This is a genomic window from Thermus composti, assembly GCF_014647535.1.
Taxonomy (GTDB): Bacteria; Deinococcota; Deinococci; order Deinococcales; family Thermaceae; genus Thermus; species Thermus composti.
This window is the reverse complement of the sequence record NZ_BMPJ01000006.1, coordinates 27,830-46,124: the sequence shown is the minus strand read 5'-3', so window position 1 is coordinate 46,124 and position 18,295 is coordinate 27,830. Positions and strand designations below refer to the sequence as shown.

Sequence of the window (18,295 nt, the reverse complement as noted above, 5' to 3'; positions counted from 1 at the left end):
CCAGCCTTGGCAACAACCCCAAAGGAGGCGAAAAGCATGGGGTTTGACCCGGAAAGACACCACCGGCGCAGCCTTCGCCTGAAGGGATACGATTACACACAGGCAGGGGCGTATTTCGTTACCATTTGCACGCAGGATCGCGCGTGTTTATTTGGGGAGGTCGTTGGCGATGCAATGCGCTTGAACGACGCGGGGCGGATGGTGGTTGCGGAATGGGAAAGGTTAGCAAAACGTTTTCCTGGGGTGGAATTGGATGCGTTTGTCGTCATGCCCAATCATGTTCACGGCATCCTCGTTATCACCGATCCTGTAGGGGCAGGCCTTGTGCCTGCCCATGATGGGGCAACCACAAGGGTTGCCCCTACCGTTGGGGATATCGTTGGGGCGTTTAAATCCCGTACCACGGTCGGATACATTCACGGGGTGAAAACCCGGGGTTGGCCGCCGTTTCGCCGGCGTTTGTGGCAACGCAACTATTACGAACACATCATCCGCCACGACGAATCCCTAAACCGCATACGGCGATACATCGCGGAAAACCCGTTGCGCTGGCACCTGGACCGGGAAAACCCGCAGGCCGTTGATAAGGATGACCTTTGGGAGAAGCTGTTCACCCAGGAGGGAAGCCCATGACCGAAGGGCCCTCCAAACTCCCCCAAGGCTGGCGCTGGGTGAGGCTAGGAGGGGTGTGTGAGGTCAATCCCCGACGGCCTCGCTTGTCCTGGAGCCCAGGGATCCCCGCCCTAAAGCCTTCTCGGCCCAGAGGCGGATACAGCGGTTCAACCTTTACCACCCCTTAGCGGAACGTTTTAGGGCAGGGTTCATGTGAAGGGCTAAAGGCCAAACCGGGCGTAGATGGCGTCCACGTGCTTGAGGAAGGGCGCGGGGTCAAAGAGGGCCCTTAGGGCCTCGCCCTTTAAAGGGTTTTCGGGATCTTGCTCCAGAAGTTCAAGGAAGCTTTTCCCTTCCTCCCAGCTCCTTAGGGCGTTCCGCTGGACCAGGGCGTAGGCCTGATCCCGGGGAAGGCCCCTTTGGATGAGGGCGTTCAGGACCTGCTGGGAGTAGACGAGGCCCCGGGTGAGGTCCAGGTTTTTGGCTAGGTTTTCCTCAAAGACCTCGAGGCCTTCCAGGATCCCCCTAAGCCGCCTTAGGGCGTAGTGGGCCAGGGTAGTGGCGTCGGGAAGGGCCACCCTTTCCACGGAGGAGTGGGAGATGTCCCGCTCGTGCCAGAGGGCGATGTTTTCCAGAACGGGCACGAGGTAGCCCCTTAGGAGCCTCGCCACCCCGGTGAGGTTTTCCAGGCTCACGGGGTTTTTCTTGTGGGGCATGGAGGAGCTTCCCGTCTGGCCCTCCCGGAAGGGCTCTTGGGCCTCGAGGACCTCGGTGCGCTGCAGGTGCCTTAGCTCCACCGCCACCCGCTCCAGGTTCCCTCCCAGGATGGCGAGGGCGGAGAGGACCTCGGCGTGCCGGTCCCGGGGGACCACCTGGGTGGAAACGGGCTCGGGCTCGAGGCCGAGGCGCCCGGCCACGTGGGCCTCCACCTCAGGGGGAACGTGGGCGTAGTTGCCCACGGAGCCCGAGAGCATGGCGACCCCGATGGTCTCCCGCGCCCGCCTAAGCCTTTCCTCGTCCCTTTGGAAGGCGGCGAGAAAGGAGAGGAACCTTAGGCCAAAGCTCGTGGGCTCGGCGTGGACCCCGTGGGTGCGGGCGATGGCGGGGGTGTGCTTGTAGCGGAGGGCCAGGCGCTTAAGGGCCTCCGCTACCCCTTGTAGCTCTTCCAGGATGAGGTCCAAGGCCCGCACCAGGAGGGCGTTTTGCGCCGTGTCCACGATGTCCGAGCTGGTGAGGCCTAAGTGGAGATAGCGGCCCACCTCCTCGTCTTCCGCCCACTCGGCGAGGGCCCGGGTGAAGGCCACCAGGTCGTGCCGGGTTACCGCCTCCAGCTCCGCCACCCTTTGGGCGAAGGCGGCGTCCAGGGGCCTTTCCTCTAGCTTCTTAAGGAGCCTCGCCGCAAGGCCCTTAGGCACCTGGCCCAGGGCCTCCCAGGCCTCGAGGGCGTAGGCCTCCACAAGGGCCCACATCCGGTAGCGGTTCTCCTCGGACCAGAGGGCGGCCATCTCCGGGGTCTGGTAGCGGGCGATCATGCCCCTTACGCTACCACGGCAGGGTGAGGAGGAAGCGCCCCAGGAAGCCTTCCCCTTCGGGGGTTAGGGGAAGGAGGAGGTCGGCCCGGAAGAGGCCGTCTTGGCGGTTTCCCACCCGGGGCATCCCCCGCTCCCGGTAAGGGGGCTTGGCGTAGACCGCCCGCTGGACCTCCTCGGGGAAGAAGAGCTGGGTGGCGAAGGCCCGGCCCCCCGCCTCCACCCGCAGGTGGAGGTGGGGGGTGCGGCCTGGGTACCAGCCGGGGAAGAGGGTGAGGAAGGCCACCTCTCCCCCCTCGTCCGTGGCCTGCCAGCCCCGGCAGAAGACCCCGGGGGCCTGCACCCCCGAGTAGCGGCCTTGGGCGTCCGCGTGCCAGAGGTCCACCCGGACTCCCCCCATGGGCCTGCAGGCCCGGTCCTGCACACGAAGGAGAAGGCGCAAGGGAACGCCAAAAAGCCCCTCCCGCAGGTCCTGCCGCCTGGGCACCTCCCGCAGGTAGTAGGGGCCTTCCGTGAGGGCGGGGGTGGGGGTGCAGGCCTGCCCCCGGGCCAGGGGAAGGAGGAATAGCCCCAAAAAGGCGCGCCGCTTCATTTCCGCCTCAAGGTCAGGTCCGCCTCTAGCCGGATGCGGTTTTCCACGCTGAGGACCACCGACACCCGGGGCTGGGCCAGGCGGAACTTCTCAAAGGGGAACTCGGTCTTCAGGAAGACCCTCACCTCATCGCCGCGGAACTCCGCTTCCCCCTCCCAGACCACCTCCTCCGTCACGTCCTTCAGGGTGAGGTCCCCCACCACCCGTAAGACCGCCTTGCCGCTTCGGGGGAAGGGGTTGGGGAGGCCCTCCACCCTTTTGGGGCGGAAGGTGGCGGTGGGGAAGCGGTGGGTTTCCAGGGTGTTCTGCCGCAGGTAGTTGTCCCGCCGGGCCTGGTCGCTCCTGAGTTCCCTCAGGTCCACGGTGAAAAGGCCGCTTACTTGGTTCCCCTGGAGGACCACCTGCCCGCTTACCGCTTTCGTAGTGCCCACGGCCTCGGCGAAGCCGATCTGGACCAGCTGCTCCCGCACCCGGTAGCGGGCCTCCCCCGAGACCACCTCAAAGGTCTGGGCCAGGGCCGGTACCAGAAGGGCCAGGCTTCCTAGGAGCCATCGCATCCCCTTTCACCCCCTTGCTATGAAAAGCGTAGCGTGGCCGGGTTAGCCCCGGGTTAGAGGGAAGGGGTATAGACTTGAGCTATGGTCCGGGCCGTGCTCTTTGACGTGGGGAACACCTTGATCCTGGCAAACCCCCGCTTCTGGCTTTTCCCTCTCCTGGAAAGGCGGGGCCTAAAGCCCACCAAGGACCCCAGGCAGGCGGCCCTGGAGGCCTTTCGCTTCTACGAGGAAAACCACCTGAAGGCCCGGGACCTGGAAAGCGCCCTCGCCCTCTGGCGGGCCTTCCACCGGAGGCTCCTTGCGGGGATGGGCCTCGAGGCCCACGCCGAGGCCCTGGCTCAGGAGCTGGTCTCCCGCTGGAAAGACCCCGCCCTCTGGCCCCTCACCCCCGGGGCCAAGGAGGTCTTGGAGGCCTTGAGGGAGCGGGGCTACCGGCTTGCGGTGGTCTCCAACTGGGACGTCACCTTGCCGGAGATCCTGGAGGTGGTGGGCCTTAAGGGCTACTTCCAGCACCTCGCGGTGAGCGCCCTCTCGGGCTACGCCAAGCCCGACCCCAGGCTCTTCCAGGAGGCCCTGGAGGCCCTTGGGGTGGCCCCGGAGGAGGCGGTGCACGTGGGGGACTCGGAGGCGGACCTCCTGGGGGCGGAGGCGGCCGGGGTCAAGGCGCTCCTCTTTGACCCCTTGGGGCAGAACCCCAAGGCCCTTCCCCGCCTTTCCGCGGTGCTAGACTTTCTCCCATGAGCGTCCGGGAGGCCATCTGGGGGGAGAAGGCAAAGGCCATTGAGGAAAGCCTCGAGGAGGTGGACGAGGACCTTTTCCGCTACATCCGGGACTTCGCCTACGAGGAGGTCCTGGCCCGCCCCGGGCTGGACCTGAAGACCCGGGAACTCCTCGCCATCACCGCCCTCATCGCCCTGGGAAGCCCCAAGGAGCTCGCCACCCACCTGGAAGGGGCCTTAAGGGTGGGGGCCAAGGAGGAGGAGGTGCGGGAGGCTATAATCCAGTCCGCCCTCTTTCTGGGCTTCCCCCGGGCCCTTGCCGCCATGAAGCTCTTTCACAAGGTGCTAAGAAGCCGTGGTTCTTCTGACCCGGGGGAAGGATAAGGAGCTCCTAAACAGGCTTGCCGCCTTGGGGGTGGAGGCGGCGGAGGTGGCCCTTTTGGAGCAGGTGGACCTCCCGGGGCTAGGGGAGCTTCCAAAGAGGCTCTTGGCGCCTTGGGACTACGTGGCCGTGACCTCCAAGGAGGGGGCGAAAAGGCTCCTTGGGGCCTGGCAGGAGGCGGGCCACCCCCCCCTTAAGGTGGCGGCGGTGGGGGAGGGGACGGGGGAGGTCCTGCGGGCGGGGGGGCTTCCCCCGGCTTTCCTCCCTCCTCGGGCCACGGCGAAGGACCTGGCCCAGACCTTTCCCCCGGCGGAAAGGGTCCTCTTCGTAGCCGGGGACCTGGCGGGGAAGGACCTGGAGGAGGGCTTGAGGGCGCGGGGGGTGCGGGTGGAGCGCCTCGAGGTCTACGCCACCCGGGAAAGGCCCCTTTCCCCCGGGGAAAAGGCCCTCCTGGAAAGGGCCCAGGTGGTGGCCTTCTTTAGCCCGAGCGGGGTTAGGGCCTTCGCCCGCCACACCCCAAGGCGCCCCGTGGCGGCCTGCATCGGTCCGAGCACCGGAGAGGAGGCGAGGAGGCTTGGCTTCCCCGTGGTGGAGGCGGAAAGCCCGGGCCTAGAGGGGCTTTTTGGGGCCATCCTCCGGGCCTTGGGGCGCTAAGTGGCCGCACGCGACGCGGGGTGCCCGAAATGAGGCTCGGGAAGCCCCTTTTGGCGCCCCCGCCGCAGTGGGGTACTTAGGGCGAATGTCCCTACCTGGGTGGCCTATACTTGGGGAAGCCTATGGCCCTGCCCCTTTACCTGGTGGGCCTCTCCCACAAGACCGCCCCCCTGGAGGTGCGGGAAAGGGCGGCCTTGGACCCCCTGGTGGCCCTCCCCGCCGCCCTTAGGCGCCTGGGCCTTGGGGTGGTCCTTTCCACCTGCAACCGCACGGAGGTCTACGGGGTGGGAAGCCCCGAGAAGGCCAAGGCCCTCCTCCTGGCGAGGGGGGTGAGCCCCCACCACCTCTACGTGAAGGAGGGAGTGGAGGCCCTCCGCCACCTCTACCGGGTGGCGGCGGGGCTGGACTCCTTGGTGGTGGGGGAGGCCCAGATCCTGGGCCAGGTGCGGGAGGCCCTCTTCCTGGCCCGCAAGCACAACGCCACGGAAAGCCTCCTGGAGAAGGCCTTCCAGTCGGCCATCGCCCTGGGCAAAAGGGCCCGGAGCGAGACGGGCATCGGCATGGGGGCGGTGAGCGTGGCCTACGCCGCCTTGGACCTGGCCCTGGCGGTTTACGGGGACCTTTCCGGGCTTGCCGTGGCCGTGCTGGGGGCGGGGGAGATGGCGGAGCTCTTCCTCACCCACCTCAAGGCCCACGGGGTGGGGCGGATCCTCGTGGTGAACCGCACGGAGGAAAAGGCCCGGGCCCTGGCGGAGCGCTTTGGCGGCGAGGCCTACGGCCTTCCCGCCCTTCCCCAGGTCCTCCGCCAGGCGGATCTGGTGGTGGCCTCGGCCGCCGCCCCCCGCTACCTGGTGGGGCCGGAGGACCTGCCCAAGCGGGCCAAACCCCTCTTCCTCATTGACATCGCCCTGCCCCGGAACATTGACCCCCGGGTGGGAAGCCTTCCCCACGCCTACCTCTACAACCTGGACGACCTCAAGCGGGTGGTGGACCGGAACCTAAAGGCCCGTGAGGGGGAGATCCCCAAGGTGGAGGCCCTCATAGAGAAGGCGATCGGGGACTACCTGGAGTGGTACGCCGGCCACCGGGTGCGGGAGGCCATCCGGGCCCTCGAGGCCTGGGCCAAAGCCCAGGTGGCCCAAGGGGACCTGGGGAAAGACCCCGTGGAGCTCCACAAGGAGGCGGGCCGGCTCGCCCACCCCTTGATCCTTTCCCTCAAACGGCGCGCCCTTTCCCGGCTTGCGGGCCCTCCCTGCCCCGGGGAGTGCGCCCTCCTTAAGCTCAGGCGGGTATGACCCTGGCCCTGGCCCTTCTCGGGGTGGGTGGCGTGGCCTTGGGGGTCTTCCTCCCCCGGGCCTTGGCCCTGGGGGGCCTTGCCCTTTTGGGGGCGGCCTTCCTCCACGCCTGGGAGGAGGGCCTTCTGGCGGGGCCCGCCCAGGTGGCCCTGGTCCTGGGGGGGCTTCTTGCCCTCCGGGGGAAGACCCTTTTGGAGCGGCCTAGGCTAAAGGCCTTGGGGCGCTACCTGGGCTTCTTGGCCTTGGCCTTAGGGCTTTTCGCCCTCAAGGCCCTGCCCCACCCTGGGGGAGGGCTTCCCTTGGCCCTCACCCTCTTCCACGCCGGGGCCTTTCTGGTGGGCTACCTGGCCCTTGCGGTGGGGGTGGGGGCGGGGGTGATGTGCGCCCTCCAGGACTTAAGGCTCCGCCGGGCCCCCGAGCGGGCCCTGGAGGCCGCCCCCCTTTGGAGCCTGAGGCGGCTGGAGATGGGGTACCTGCGGGTGGGGTACGTGGCCACCACCTTGGGCTTGGGAAGCGGCATGGCCTGGGCCTTCGGCTACTTCGGAAGCCCCCTTAGCCTAGACCCCAAGGAGGTTTCGGTGCTTTTGGGCTGGGCTTCCCTCACCCTTTATTTCCTCCTGGAGGAAAGGCTTCGGGGGTACCCCCGGGCGGGGCTTCTCCTTTTGGCCTACGCCCTTCTCCTCTTCGCCTTTTTGGGGGCTCCTTTCCTGGGGTCCCGGCACCCCTCGAGGCTCCAGTAGCCCCACGGCCTTTCGTGCGGGCCCTCCTCAAGGCCTTGGGCTACGAGGAGGAGGCGGAGGCCGGGGAAAGCCGCCTTAAGGTGCTGGAGGCCCTGCGCAAGGGGGAGATCACGGTGGAGGAGGCGGTGGCCCGCTTGCGGGAAGGGAAAAGCTGAAGGCCGTCCCCTTGCCCACCTCGCTTTCCACCCAGACCTCCCCCCCGTGGGCCTCGAGGATGGCCTTCACGATGGCAAGTCCCAGGCCCGACCCGCCCCGTTCCCGGTCCCTTGCCTTGTCCACCCGGTAGAAGCGTTCAAAGAGGTGGGGGAGGTGCTCCTTGGGGATTCCCTCCCCGTCGTCCTCCACCCGCACCAAAACCCTTTCCCCAAGCCCGAAGGCCTTGAGGTGGATGGTCTTGGCCTTGGCCTTGATGGCGTTGGCGAGGAGGTTGGCCAGGACCTGGTGGAGCCGGTTGGGGTCGCCCCGCACCCAGACCTCGGGGGGGGCCTCCACCCGGATCTCCCCCTCAAAGCTCCGTTTGAACTCCTCCCGCACCTCCTCCAAAAGGTCCAGGACCCGCACGGGCACGGGCTCTATGCGCCAGGTGCCGCTTTGGGAAAGGTCCAGAAGGTCCGAGACCAGCTTCCCCATCCGCTCCGCCTCCCGCTTCACGATCTCCAGGCTTTCCCGCTGGGCCTCGGTGAGGGGGGTGCGGCGGAGGAGGTAGCCCACGTGCCCCAGGATGGCGGTGATGGGGGTTCTGAGCTCGTGGGAGGCGTCCTGGAGGAAGCGGGTCTGGGCCTCAAAGGCCTTCTGCATCCGGGAGAGCATCCCGTTTAGGGCCCGGACCAGGCTCGCCACCTCGTCCTCCCCCTCGGGCTCGGGCAGGGGCTCGGGGCGCTCCGTCATGGCCTCGGCCCGCCTGGCCACCCACTCCAAGGGCTCTAGGGCCCGGGCCACGAGGCCGCGGGCGAGGAAGAGGGAAAGGAGGAGGACGAAGAGGGCCGTGCCCGCGTAGATGCGGGCGAACTGGCTTAGGGTGGCCTCGAGGTCCTCTGTGGGCCGGCCCACCAGGAGGGCGCCCTCCCACACCGAGCCTGCCACGTTTACCTCCACCCGCCGGGCGTAGACCAAGAGGGGAAGGGGCCTCCCCTCCCGGGGAAGCTCCACCTTGGCCCACACCTCTCCCCGCTCCAGAAGCGTCCGGTAGTCCGCCTCCTGGAGGAGGAGGCGCTGGCTTCCCAGGGCGGGGCTTTTCTGCAGGCTGATCCCGCCTTCCCGGGCGAGGAGGGCCGGGTCCTCCTCGGGGAGGAGCTGGACCTCGGCGTAAAGGCTCGGGGGGAGGCCGGCCTCCAAGAGGGCCTGCCCCCCCAGGTTGAGGAGGCGCACCACCTGGTTGGCCGCCTCCTTCAGGTCGGCGCGCAGGCTCCCGTAGAGGAAGTTGCGAAGGAGTCCCTCAAGGGCGAAGCCGAGGACCAAAAAGGCCACGAGGAGAAGCCCCGCCGTGAGGAGGGTGATCCGGGTCCTAAGGGTCATGCCGAGGCCGGGGCTTGGGCTTAGTCCTCCCTGAGGACGTACCCCACCCCCCGCACCGTGTGGATGAGGCGGCGCTCGCCCCCCGCCTCCAGCTTCTTGCGCAGGTAGCCGATGTAGACGTCCACCACGTTGCTCCCCCCTTGGTAGCCGGGCCAGACCTTCTCCTCAATCTCGTAGCGGCTGAAGACCTTGCCCGGGTTCTTGGCGAGGAGCTCCAAAAGCTCAAACTCCTTGTTGGAAAGCTCAATCCGGCGGCTTCCCCGGAAGACCTCCCTTCCTTCCAGGTTGATGATGAGGTCCGCCACCCGGATCTCCCCGGTGATGGCCGGGGTGACCCGGCGCAGGTGGGCCCGCACCCGGGCGAGAAGCTCCTCTATGGAGAAGGGCTTCACCAAATAGTCGTCCGCCCCGGCGTCCAGGCCCTCCACCTTGTCCTCCACCCGGTCCTTGGCGGTGAGGATGAGGATGGGCACGTTGGAGGTCTTGCGGATCCGCTTGGCCACCTCAATCCCGTCCATGACGGGGAGCATCAGGTCCAGGATCACCAGGTTGGGGTTGGTCTCCCGGAACTTGGAAAGGCCGGTGATCCCGTCGTGGGCCACTTCCGTGCGGTAGCCTTCCGCCTGGAGCTCCAGCTCAATGAAGCGGGCGATGTCCTTCTCGTCCTCCACGATGAGGATCAGAGGGGGTTCCATGCCCTTCAGGATACCTCACTTTCTCATGAGAAAGCTAGGTGTAGAGGCTCAAGACCGCCAGGTACATAAAGAGGCTTCCCAGGAGGACGAGGACGTGCCAAAGCCCGTGGAAGCCCACCCGCTCGGGCCAGGGGTCGGGGCGCTTCCTCCCGTAGACCAGGGCCCCCAGGGTGTAGAAGACCCCTCCGAGGCCGAGGAGGAGGAAGGTGGGCAAGGAGAGGCCCAGGCGAGGCAGGAACAAGACGGAAAGCCACCCAAGCCCCAGGTAGGCCAGGGTGTAGAGCCACCGGGGGGCCCGGAGGAAGAAGAGGCGGAAGCCCACCCCCAGAAGGGCAAGCCCCCAGACGAGCCCGAGGGCGAAGGCCCTGGGGCCCTCCTCGAGGCCCTCTAGGAGAAAGGGGGTGTAGCTTCCGGCGATGAAGAGAAAGATGGCGGCGTGGTCCAGCCGCCTGAGCCAGCCCAGGAGGCGGTCTCCCACCCGTAGGGCGTGGTAGAGGGCGCTGGCCCCGAACATGAGGGCCATGGTGAGGCCGAAGACCCCTAGGGCAGGCCAGGCCTCCTTGGGGGCCAGGAGGAAGAGGAAGAAGCTTCCCAGAAGGGCCAAGGGGACCCCCAGGGCGTGGCTTAGGGCGTTGAAGGGCTCGCGGACCATGCCCCAGGCTACCCGATCCCGAGGGTTTTTTCCACCTCCGCCACCTTGCGCCCCGTGCGCAGGAGGGCATCGGGGTTGAGGCTTAGGGAGTCAATGCCCCTTTCCACCAGGAAGGCGGCGAACTCCGGGTAGTCGGAAGGGGCCTGGCCGCAGATCCCCACCTTCTTCCCCTTGGCGTGGGCCTTCTCAATGAGCATGGCCGCCAGGCGCTTCACCGTCTCCCGCCGCTCGTCAAAGAGGTGGCCCACCCTTTCCGAGTCCCGGTCCAGGCCCAAGGCGAGCTGGGTGAGGTCGTTGGAGCCGATGGAGAAGCCGTCAAAGAGCTCGGCGAAGGCCTCGGCCTCGAGGACGTTGGAGAAGATCTCCGCCATCACGTAGACCTCGAGGCCCTCCTCTCCCCGCCTAAGCCCCCCTTCCGCCATGGCCTTTAGGACCTTCTCCCCCTCCTCGGGGGTGCGGCAGAAGGGGACCATCACGTGTAGGTTTTTAAGGCCCGTCTCCTCCCGCACCCGCTTCACCGCGGCCACCTCCAGGAGGAAGCCCTCCTTGTAGTCCGGGTGGTAGTAGCGGCTCGCCCCCGCCAGCCCAGCAGGGGTTTTCCTCCTTGGGCTCAAAGAGGTGCCCGCCCACAAGCCGGGCGTACTCGTTGGTCTTGAAGTCGGAGAAGCGGAGGATCACCGGCCTCGGGTGGAAGGCGGCGGCGATGAGGGCGATGCCTTGGCTTAAGGTCTCCACGAAGTAGGCCCGCTTGTCGCGGTAGGCCTCGGTGAGCTCCTCCACCTGGCGCTTCACCTCGGGGGGAAGGATCTCAAACCGGGTGAGGGCCAGGGGGTGGACCCGGACGTGGCTTGCGAAGATGAACTCCATCCGGGCAAGCCCCACCCCGTCCGTGGGGAGGAGGCTCACCCTTAGGGCCTCCTCCGGGGTGCCCACGTTGACCAGGATCCGGGTCCTGGTCCGGGGAAGGGTTTCGGGGCGGATCTCCTCCACCTCAAAGGCCAGGCTTCCCCGCTAGACCCGGCCTTTCTCCCCCTCGGCGCAGGAGACGGTCACCGCCTCCCCTTCGGGGATGCTCCGGGTGGCCCCCACCGCCCCCACCACCGCCGGCACCCCCAGCTCCCGGGCCACGATGGCGGCGTGGGAGGTGCGCCCGCCCCTTTCGGTGACGATGGCCGCCGCCTTCTTCATGATGGGTTCCCAGTCGGGGTTGGTGGTCTCGGTGACGAGGACCTCGCCCTCCCGGAAGCGGTCCATCTCCTTGGGGTCCTTGAGGATGCGGGCTTTGCCCGTGGCGATGGTCTCTCCCACCGCCAGGCCCTCGGCCAGGACCTCGCCCCTTTCCCGGAGGCGGTAGACCCGGAGCACGGGGCTTTTTTGCGAGTGGACCGTCTCGGGCCGGGCCTGGAGGATGAAAAGCTCCCCCGTGGGGCCGTCCTTGGCCCACTCAATGTCCATGGGGGTGGGGCTTCCCCGCTTCTTGGAGTAGTGCGCCTCAATTTTCAAGGACCAGTCGGCGAGGCGGAGGACCTCCTCGTCCTCGAGGGCGAAGCGCTGGCGCAGGTAGACGGGCGTGGGGCGGTTCTTCAGGCGGCCCTCCTTGGGGTCGTAGACCAGGGTGAGCTCCTTGGCCCCCAGGCGCTTGTAGACCAAGGCTTTGTACCCCGCCTTGAGGGCTTCCTTGTGCACGTAGTACCCGTCCGGGATCACCCGCCCCTGGACGATGTTCTCCCCCAGGCCATAGATGGCCGTGACGTAGACGAAGCCCCGGTGCCCGGTGTCGGGGTCCAAGGTGAAGATGACCCCGCTGGAGGCGCTATCCGCCCGCACCATCCGCTGCACCCCCACGGAGAGGGCCACCTTGAGGTGGTCAAAGCCCATGTGGGCCCGGTAGCTGATGGCCCGCTGAAGAGGCTTGCCATGGCCCGCTTCACGTGGAGGAGGAGGTCCTCTTCCCCTCGCACGTAAAGGTAGCTTTCCTGCTGCCCGGCGAAGCTCGCCGTGGGCAGGTCCTCGGCGGTGGCACTGGAGCGCACGGCCACGGGGATCTCCTCCTCCCCCGCCTCCTCGGAAAGCCTGCGGTAGGCCTTCAGGATCTCCTCCCGGAGGTCCTTAGGGTACTCCCCTTTCAGGATCAGGTTCCGCAGGCGGCGGCTCGCCCTTTGCAGGGCCGTGGGGTCCTCCGGGTCTAGCCCTTCTAGCTCCTTGGCGATGGCCTCCTTCAGGCCGTTATGCTCCAGAAAGTGCCAGTAGGCCTCGCTGGTGGTGGCAAACCCCCCGGGCACCTTGACCCCTAGGGGGGAAAGCTCCCGGATCATCTCCCCCAAGGAGGCGTTTTTGCCGCCCACCAGGGGCACATCCTCGAGGCCCACCTCGTGGAAAAACCGCACCCACCTCATGGAATCCCTCCTTTCCTTAAAGCTTCCCGCAGCACCTCCTCGGCGCTTTCCCCCTCGTAGAGGGCTTCCTCCGTGAGGAAGAGGCGGTGGGGGAGGGCGAGGAAGGCGGCGTCCTTGAGCTCCTTCCAGTCCACGAAGGGCTTTTCCCGGAGGTAGGCCAGGGCCTTGGCCAGGGCGAGCCAGGCCTTGGCCCCCCGGGGGGAAAGCCCCATGCGGAGGCGCCTGTCCTCCTGGGTGAGGAAGGCCACGTGGGTGATGGCCGAAAGGGCCTCCTTGGCCACCCGCACCTCCTTCGCCTCCCTTTGGGCCTTAGGGAAGTCCACGGGGAGGGGGTCTGGGGCCTTGGGCTCCTCGGTGAGGATCCGAAGCCACACCTCCCGCCTTGGGGGGCGGAAGGAGATCTTGGCGGTGAAGCGGTCCAGCTGGGCCTCGGGCAAGGGGTAGGTGCCCTCCAGCTCCAGGGGGTTTTGCGTGGCGATGACGAAGAAGGGCTCGGGCAGGGGGTGGCGCACCCCCCCTGCGGTCACCGCCCGCTCCTGCATGGCCTCGAGGAGGGCCGACTGCACCTTGGGCGGGGCCCGGTTGATCTCGTCCGCCAGGACCACCTGGGCGAAGAGGGGGCCCGGGACGAAGACGAAGCGGCCTTCCCGGAAAACCTCGCTCCCCGTGAGGTCCTGGGGGAGGAGGTCCGGGGTGAACTGGATGCGCTTGTAGCTTAGGCCGCTTCCCCGGGCGAAGCTTTCCGCCAAGAGGGTCTTCCCAAGGCCCGGCATCCCCTCCAAAAGGGCGTGCCCGCCGGCGAGGAGGGTGGCCAGGAGGGCCTCTATGGCCTCCTCCTGGCCGAAGAGGGTCTGGTTTAAAGCCTCCTGGAGGCGCCTTAGGGCTTCCATCTACTCCCCCTGGGCGCGGCGCTCCTGGACGATCCTTTGGGCCAGGTGGGGGGGCACCTCGGCGTAGTGGCTGAACTCCAGGGTGTAGGCCCCCGCCCCCCCGGTGAGGCTGGGGAGGGCCTTGTAGTACTCCAGGACCTCGGCCAAGGGCACCTCCGCCTGGACCACGCTCAGGGCCCCCTCCTGCTCCATGCCCAGGATGCGGCCCCGCCGGGCTTGAAGGTCGGAGAGGACATCCCCCACCCGCTCCTGGGGGACGAGGACCTTGAGGCGGTAGATGGGCTCCAGGAGCGTGGGGTTCGCCTCGGCCATGACCTTTTTGAAGGCGAGGCTGGCGGCGATCTGGAAGGCGAGGTCGGAGGAGTCCACCTCGTGGTAGGAGCCGTTGTAGACGATGGCCCTGAAGCCCATCACCGGGTAGCCCGCAAGAACGCCCTTTTTGGCGGCCTCGAGGATCCCCTTCTCTATGGCCTCCTGGTACTTGCTGGGGATGACCCCGCCGGTGATCCGCCACTCAAAGCTGTAGGCGCTTGCGGGCTCCAGCCTCAGCCACACGTCCCCGTACTGGCCGTGGCCCCCGGTTTGCTTCTTGTACTTGCCCTGGCCCTCGGCCACCTTCTTGATGGCCTCCCGGTAGGGCACCTTGGGCACGGAGAACTCCACCTCCACCCCGTGGTCCGAAAGGCGCTCCTTGGCGGTGGTGAGGTGGAGCTCCCCGTGCCCCCACAGGAGAAGCTCCCCGGTCTCCTCCTGCCGCTCTAGCTTCAGGCTTGGGTCCTCCTCTAGAAGCTTCCTCAAGGCCTCCCCCAGCCTGGCCTCGTCCGTGCGCCCCTTGGGTCTTAAGGTCACGGGGACGTTGGGGTCGGGCAGGCGGGCGAAGGGAACGGCCTCGCTTTCCGGCTTTTCCCCTTGCCAGAGGACCATGCCCCGGTGGAGCCCGTCCGCTTTGGGGAGGCCCAGGATGTACCCGGCCTCGGCCGCCTCCACCTCCAGAAGATCCTTCCCCATGGGCACGTAGAGGTGGGGGAGGCGCACCGGCCCGGCCTCGCTTTGGAGGGTGTCCCCGGGGCTTAGCTGGCCCCGGTAGAGGCGCACGTAGGCCACCTGGCCCATGAAGGGGTCCACCTGCACCTTGAAGACCTTGGCCAGGGCGGGGCCCTCCCCGAAGCGCTCCGTGGGGGAGGGGAGGGCCTCCAGGACCAGGTCCAAAAGGGGCAGGACCCCGATGCCCGTTTCCCCGGAGGCCAGGGCCACAGGGTAGAGGAGGCCTTTCCGCACCGCCTCGTGGAAGGCCTTCTCCAGGGCTTCCCCCGTGACCTCCTCCCCTTCCAGGTACTTCTCCAAAAGGCCCTCGTCCGTCTCCACGATGGCCTCGAGGACCTCCTGGCGGAAGCTTTCCACCCGGGTCTTTTCCTCCTCGGGCACCGCCACCTCCACCTCCTTGCCGCCCTCGTAGCGGTAGGCCTTGCCGTGGAAGACGTCCACGAGGCCCACCCACTTCCCCCCCTCGTAGAGGGGCAGGTCTATGGGGAGGATGGGCCCCAAGGTGGCCCGGAGGTCCTGGAGGAGGGCGTAGTAGTCCCCGCCCTTGTCCAGCTTGGTCACCACCACCATCCGGGGGAGGCCGAGCCTTTCCGCCACGGTCCAGGCCCTCTCCGTCCCCACCTGGACCCCGCTTTCCGCTGAGACCGCCACGAGGGCGGCGTCCGCCGCCTCCAAAGCCCCCCGGATCTCCCCCACGAAGTCCCCGTAGCCGGGGGCGTCCAGGAGGAAGAGGCGGTGGCCCCGGTAAAGGAGGGGGGCCACCCCGGTGCGCACCGTGGTGCGGTGGAGCTTGGCCTCGGGGGTGTAGTCGGTGGTGGTGGTGCCCTCCTCCACCCGCCCCATGCGCTCCTTGACCCCCGTGTGGTAAAGGAGCGCTTCCGTGAGGGTGGTTTTGCCGCTTCTCGCGTGGCCCACCAGGGCGAGGGTCCGGATCATGTTCCCTCCTTCTTGGTGCCCATAGTATAGGGCTAAGGAGGGGGCGATTGTCCCAGGTCCTCTACGTTCCCAGGAGGCTTTTGCAAGAAACCCGGGCCCACCTGCAAAGGGAGGCCCCCAAGGAGGGGGTGGGGCTTTGGGGGGGTAGGCGGGAGGTGGAAAAGGTCATCCCCTTGCCCAACGTCCACCCCCACCCGGAGGTGGGCTACCTGGCGGAGCCTCTAGCCCTCCTCAAGGCCCTCAAGGCGCTGGAAGGGGAGGGCTTGAGCCTCCTCGCCATCTACCACTCCCACCCCAGGGGGCCTGCCTTTCCCAGTCCCACGGACCGCAAGGAGGCCCGCTGGCGGGTGCCCTACGTGATCTTCGGCACCGACGGGGTCCGGGCCTTCCTCCTCCCCGAGGGGGAGGAGGTGCCCCTCGTGGTCCTATAATCAGAGGGATGCGCACGGCGGAGATCCGAGAGGCGTTTCTTTCCTTCTTTGAGGGCAAGGGCCACCTACGGCTTCCCTCCTTTAGCCTGATCCCCGAGAACGACCCTTCCCTTCTCTTCACCTCGGCGGGGATGGCCCCCTTGAAGCCCTACTTCCTGGGGGCGAAGCCCATCTTCTTCGGCAAGGAGTGGCGCCGGGTCACCACCTGCCAGAAGTGCCTGAGGGTGGGGGACATAGAGAACGTGGGCCGCACGGGGCGGCACAACACCTTCTTTGAGATGCTGGGCAACTTCTCCTTCGGGGACTACTTCAAGAAGGAGGCCATCCTCTGGGCCTGGGAGTTCCTCACGGAGCACCTGAAGCTGGACCCCAACCGGCTTTGGGTCACCGTCTTCCAGGACGACGACGAGGCCTACGGGATCTGGCGCGACCTGGTGGGGGTTCCCGAGGAGAGGATTGGCCGCTTCGGCGAGGACGAGAACTACTGGCCGGGCGGGGCCATCACCCACGGGCCCAACGGGCCTAGCGGCCCCTGCTCGGAGATCTTCTACGACCGGGGCCCCGCCTACGGCACCCCCGACGAGACCGGCCCCAACACGGGAAGCGGGGACCGCTTCGTGGAGATCTGGAACCTGGTCTTCACCCAGTACGACCGCCAAGGCCCCATCCCCGGCCCCGGGATCCTCAAGCCCCTGCCTCAGAAGAACATCGACACGGGCATGGGCCTCTACCGGGTGGCGGCCATCCTCCAGGACGTGGAAGACTTCTACCGCACGGACACCTTCTACCCCCTCATTGAGGAGGTGGCCCGCTGGAGCGGCAAGCCCTACCAGGGCAAGGAAAGCGTGAGCCACCGGGTCATCGCCGACCACGTGCGGGCGGTGGTGGCGGCCTTGGCCGACGGGGTGACCTTTTCCAACACCGGCCGGGGCTACGTGATCCGCCGCCTCCTCCGCCGGGCCCTTAGGCACGGCTACCTCCTGGGGCTTGCCGAGCCCTTCCTCCACCGGCTCGCCCCCCTGGTGGCCGAGCTTCTTGGGGACTTCTACCCGGAGATGCGGGAAAACCTCCCGGCGGTGGAGAAGCAGATCCGCCTCGAGGAGGAGCGCTTCCTGGAGACCCTGGAGGGGGGCCTCAAGCGCCTGGACGCCCTCCTTTCCGGGCTGAAGCCGGGGGAGGTGCTGCCCGGGCGGGAGGCCTTCAGGCTTTACGACACCTACGGCTTCCCCCTGGACCTCACCGTGGAGATCGCCGCCGAAAGGGGCTTCGGCGTGGACACCGAGGGGTTTAAGGAGGCCCTGGAGGAGCAACAAGAGCGCTCCCGGGCCGCCATGGCCTTTGAGCGGGAGATCTTCAAGAAAAGCGCCCAGGTCCTGGAGGAGCTTTACGCCGAGCGGGGGGCCACGGAGTTTCTGGGCTACAACACCCTTGAGGCCGAGGCCGAGGTCCTGGCCCTCCTCGCCGGGGACCAAAGCCTTTTGGAGGCGGGCCCCGGCACCGAGGTCCAGGTGGTTCTGGACAAGACCCCCTTCTATGCCGAGGGAGGCGGCCAGATCGGGGACTTTGGCCTTCTGGAGTGGCCGGGGGGCCGGGCCCGGGTGGAGACCACCAAGAAGACCGAGCGGGGGATCTTTCTCCATAAGGCCCGGGTGGAGGAAGGGGTGCTGAGGGTAGGGGAGCGGGTGCGGGCGGTGGTGGACCCGAAAAGGCGGGATACCGAGCGCCACCACACCGCCACCCACCTCCTCCACGCCGCCCTTCGGGCGGTCTTGGGCCCCCACGTGCGCCAGGCGGGAAGCCTGGTGGCCCCAGACCGCCTCCGCTTTGACTTCACCCACCCCGAGCCCTTGAAGCCCGAGGAGCTGGAGCGGATTGAGCTTCTCATCAACCGCTGGATCATGGCCGACTTCCCCGTCACCTGGCGCTACATGCCCCTGGAGGAGGCCAAGAAGGAGGGGGCCATGGCCCTCTTCGGGGAGAAGTACGGGGAGGTGGTCCGCGTGGTGCGGGTGGAGGGAAGCCCCCTGCCCGGCCTCGAGTCCAAGGAGCTTTGCGGCGGGTGCCACGTGCGCCGTACCGGGGAGATCGGGGCCTTCCTCATCCGGAGCGAGGAGGCGGTCTCCGCCGGGGTGCGCCGTATAGAGGCGGTGGCGGGGGAGGCCGCCATCCGCTTCGCCCGGGGGAGCCTAAACCGCCTGAAGGCCCTTGCCGAGCGCCTCGAGGTGGGGGAGGCTGCCCTGGAGGAGCGGCTGGAGAAGCTCCTTGCCGAGCTCAAGGAGAAGGAGCGGGAGGTGGAACGCCTCAAGGCCCGCTTGGTCCAGGCGGCCTTGGGGGGCGGGGGGCCTTCCCTGGAGGAGAAGGGGGGCCTGAAGTGGACGGTGGCGGAGCTTCCCGGCCTGGACGCCAAGGCCCTCCGCCAGGCGGCAGACGACCTGGTGGCCCGGGGGGCGGACGTGGCCTTGGTGCTTTCCGGGGGGCAGGCGGTGCTGAAGCTTTCCCCGAAGGCCCAGGAAAAGGGCCTCGAGGCCGGCGCCCTCTTCCGCGCCCTCACCCAGGCGGCGGGGGGCCGGGGGGGCGGCAAGGGGGCCTTGGCCCAGGGGGCGGGGCTGGAGGCGGAGAAGGCCCGGGAGGCCCTGCCCGGGCTTTTGCCCTGAGC

17 protein-coding genes and 1 pseudogene are annotated in these 18,295 nt (G+C 67.7%); 9 read left to right on the top strand and 9 right to left on the bottom strand.

All coding sequences use genetic code 11. The features are described 5' to 3' along the window. Positions 1–36 precede the first annotated feature (36 nt). Positions 37–633, top strand: a complete 597-nt coding sequence (locus IEX93_RS03460; RefSeq protein ID WP_188846505.1) for a transposase — start codon at positions 37–39, stop codon at positions 631–633. Positions 634–833: 200 nt separating this feature from the next. Here the strand turns inward: IEX93_RS03460 and purB are convergent, their stop codons facing one another. Genes purB through IEX93_RS03445 form a run of 3 tightly spaced genes read right to left on the bottom strand, consistent with a single transcriptional unit; the run spans position 834 to position 3,290 of the window. After that, positions 834–2,144, bottom strand: coding sequence for an adenylosuccinate lyase (gene purB, locus IEX93_RS03455; protein ID WP_188846502.1), 1,311 nt, complete (start codon positions 2,142–2,144; stop codon positions 834–836). A gap of 10 nt (positions 2,145–2,154) precedes the next feature. Next, complete coding sequence (locus tag IEX93_RS03450) at positions 2,155–2,733, bottom strand: intradiol ring-cleavage dioxygenase (protein WP_188846499.1); 579 nt, start codon at positions 2,731–2,733, stop codon at positions 2,155–2,157. Beyond that, complete coding sequence (locus tag IEX93_RS03445) at positions 2,730–3,290, bottom strand: YceI family protein (RefSeq protein WP_188846497.1); 561 nt, start codon at positions 3,288–3,290, stop codon at positions 2,730–2,732. Before IEX93_RS03445 ends, IEX93_RS03450 begins: the two co-directional genes overlap by 4 nt. An 81-nt stretch (positions 3,291–3,371) precedes the next feature. Between IEX93_RS03445 and IEX93_RS03440 the strand changes: the two genes are divergently transcribed. From IEX93_RS03440 to IEX93_RS03415, 6 genes are all read left to right on the top strand, one after another. Then, entirely contained in the window at positions 3,372–4,031 is a 660-nt protein-coding gene (locus IEX93_RS03440; RefSeq protein WP_188846495.1) for an HAD family hydrolase, read from the top strand. Then, entirely contained in the window at positions 4,028–4,393 is a 366-nt protein-coding gene (locus tag IEX93_RS03435) for a carboxymuconolactone decarboxylase family protein (RefSeq protein ID WP_188846493.1), read from the top strand. The genes IEX93_RS03440 and IEX93_RS03435 overlap by 4 nt, the downstream gene beginning before the upstream one ends. Continuing rightward, positions 4,365–5,045 carry a uroporphyrinogen-III synthase gene (locus IEX93_RS03430; protein ID WP_188846491.1) on the top strand — a complete coding sequence of 227 codons (681 nt, stop codon included), beginning with the start codon at positions 4,365–4,367 and terminating at the stop codon, positions 5,043–5,045. Before IEX93_RS03435 ends, IEX93_RS03430 begins: the two co-directional genes overlap by 29 nt. Positions 5,046–5,167: 122 nt before the next feature. Beyond that, positions 5,168–6,340 (top strand): glutamyl-tRNA reductase, encoded by a 1,173-nt coding sequence (gene hemA, locus IEX93_RS03425; protein ID WP_188846489.1) that lies wholly within the window; start codon positions 5,168–5,170, stop codon positions 6,338–6,340. Next, positions 6,337–7,080, top strand: coding sequence for a cytochrome c biogenesis protein CcsA (gene ccsA, locus IEX93_RS03420; protein WP_188846487.1), 744 nt, complete (start codon positions 6,337–6,339; stop codon positions 7,078–7,080). Before hemA ends, ccsA begins: the two co-directional genes overlap by 4 nt. Positions 7,081–7,094: 14 nt before the next feature. Continuing rightward, positions 7,095–7,235, top strand: coding sequence for a DUF2089 domain-containing protein (locus tag IEX93_RS03415; protein ID WP_229906087.1), 141 nt, complete (start codon positions 7,095–7,097; stop codon positions 7,233–7,235). On the opposite strand, the gene IEX93_RS03410 is transcribed toward IEX93_RS03415, so the two are convergent. The 6 genes and pseudogenes from IEX93_RS03410 to IEX93_RS03385 all read right to left on the bottom strand — a co-directional run bounded on the left by IEX93_RS03410 (position 7,189) and on the right by IEX93_RS03385 (position 15,208). Further along, a complete protein-coding gene (locus tag IEX93_RS03410; protein ID WP_188846479.1) occupies positions 7,189–8,595 on the bottom strand; it encodes a sensor histidine kinase in 1,407 nt (468 codons plus the stop codon). The two genes, IEX93_RS03415 and IEX93_RS03410, sit on opposite strands and share 47 nt — an antisense overlap. A 20-nt stretch (positions 8,596–8,615) precedes the next feature. After that, on the bottom strand, positions 8,616–9,290 hold the full coding sequence (locus tag IEX93_RS03405) for a response regulator transcription factor (RefSeq protein WP_188846477.1): 675 nt from the start codon (positions 9,288–9,290) through the stop codon (positions 8,616–8,618). A gap of 34 nt (positions 9,291–9,324) precedes the next feature. Then, positions 9,325–9,942: a PAQR family membrane homeostasis protein TrhA gene (trhA, locus tag IEX93_RS03400; RefSeq protein ID WP_188846475.1), complete on the bottom strand. Its 618-nt coding sequence runs from the start codon at positions 9,940–9,942 to the stop codon at positions 9,325–9,327. An 8-nt stretch (positions 9,943–9,950) separates the two neighbouring features. Beyond that, positions 9,951–12,338: pseudogene (ppsA, locus tag IEX93_RS11700) on the bottom strand (phosphoenolpyruvate synthase). After that, positions 12,335–13,228: an AAA family ATPase gene (locus tag IEX93_RS03390; protein ID WP_188846466.1), complete on the bottom strand. Its 894-nt coding sequence runs from the start codon at positions 13,226–13,228 to the stop codon at positions 12,335–12,337. The pseudogene ppsA and the gene IEX93_RS03390 overlap by 4 nt, the downstream one beginning before the upstream one ends. Continuing rightward, positions 13,229–15,208 (bottom strand): elongation factor G, encoded by a 1,980-nt coding sequence (locus tag IEX93_RS03385; RefSeq protein ID WP_188846464.1) that lies wholly within the window; start codon positions 15,206–15,208, stop codon positions 13,229–13,231. A 47-nt stretch (positions 15,209–15,255) separates the two neighbouring features. On the opposite strand from IEX93_RS03385, the gene IEX93_RS03380 reads away from it, so the two are divergent. Together IEX93_RS03380 and alaS are read left to right on the top strand one after the other, a co-directional pair. After that, positions 15,256–15,639: a M67 family metallopeptidase gene (locus tag IEX93_RS03380; RefSeq protein WP_188846462.1), complete on the top strand. Its 384-nt coding sequence runs from the start codon at positions 15,256–15,258 to the stop codon at positions 15,637–15,639. A gap of 8 nt (positions 15,640–15,647) precedes the next feature. After that, positions 15,648–18,293 carry an alanine--tRNA ligase gene (alaS, locus tag IEX93_RS03375; RefSeq protein WP_188846460.1) on the top strand — a complete coding sequence of 882 codons (2,646 nt, stop codon included), beginning with the start codon at positions 15,648–15,650 and terminating at the stop codon, positions 18,291–18,293. The last annotated feature ends 2 nt before the right edge of the window (positions 18,294–18,295 follow it).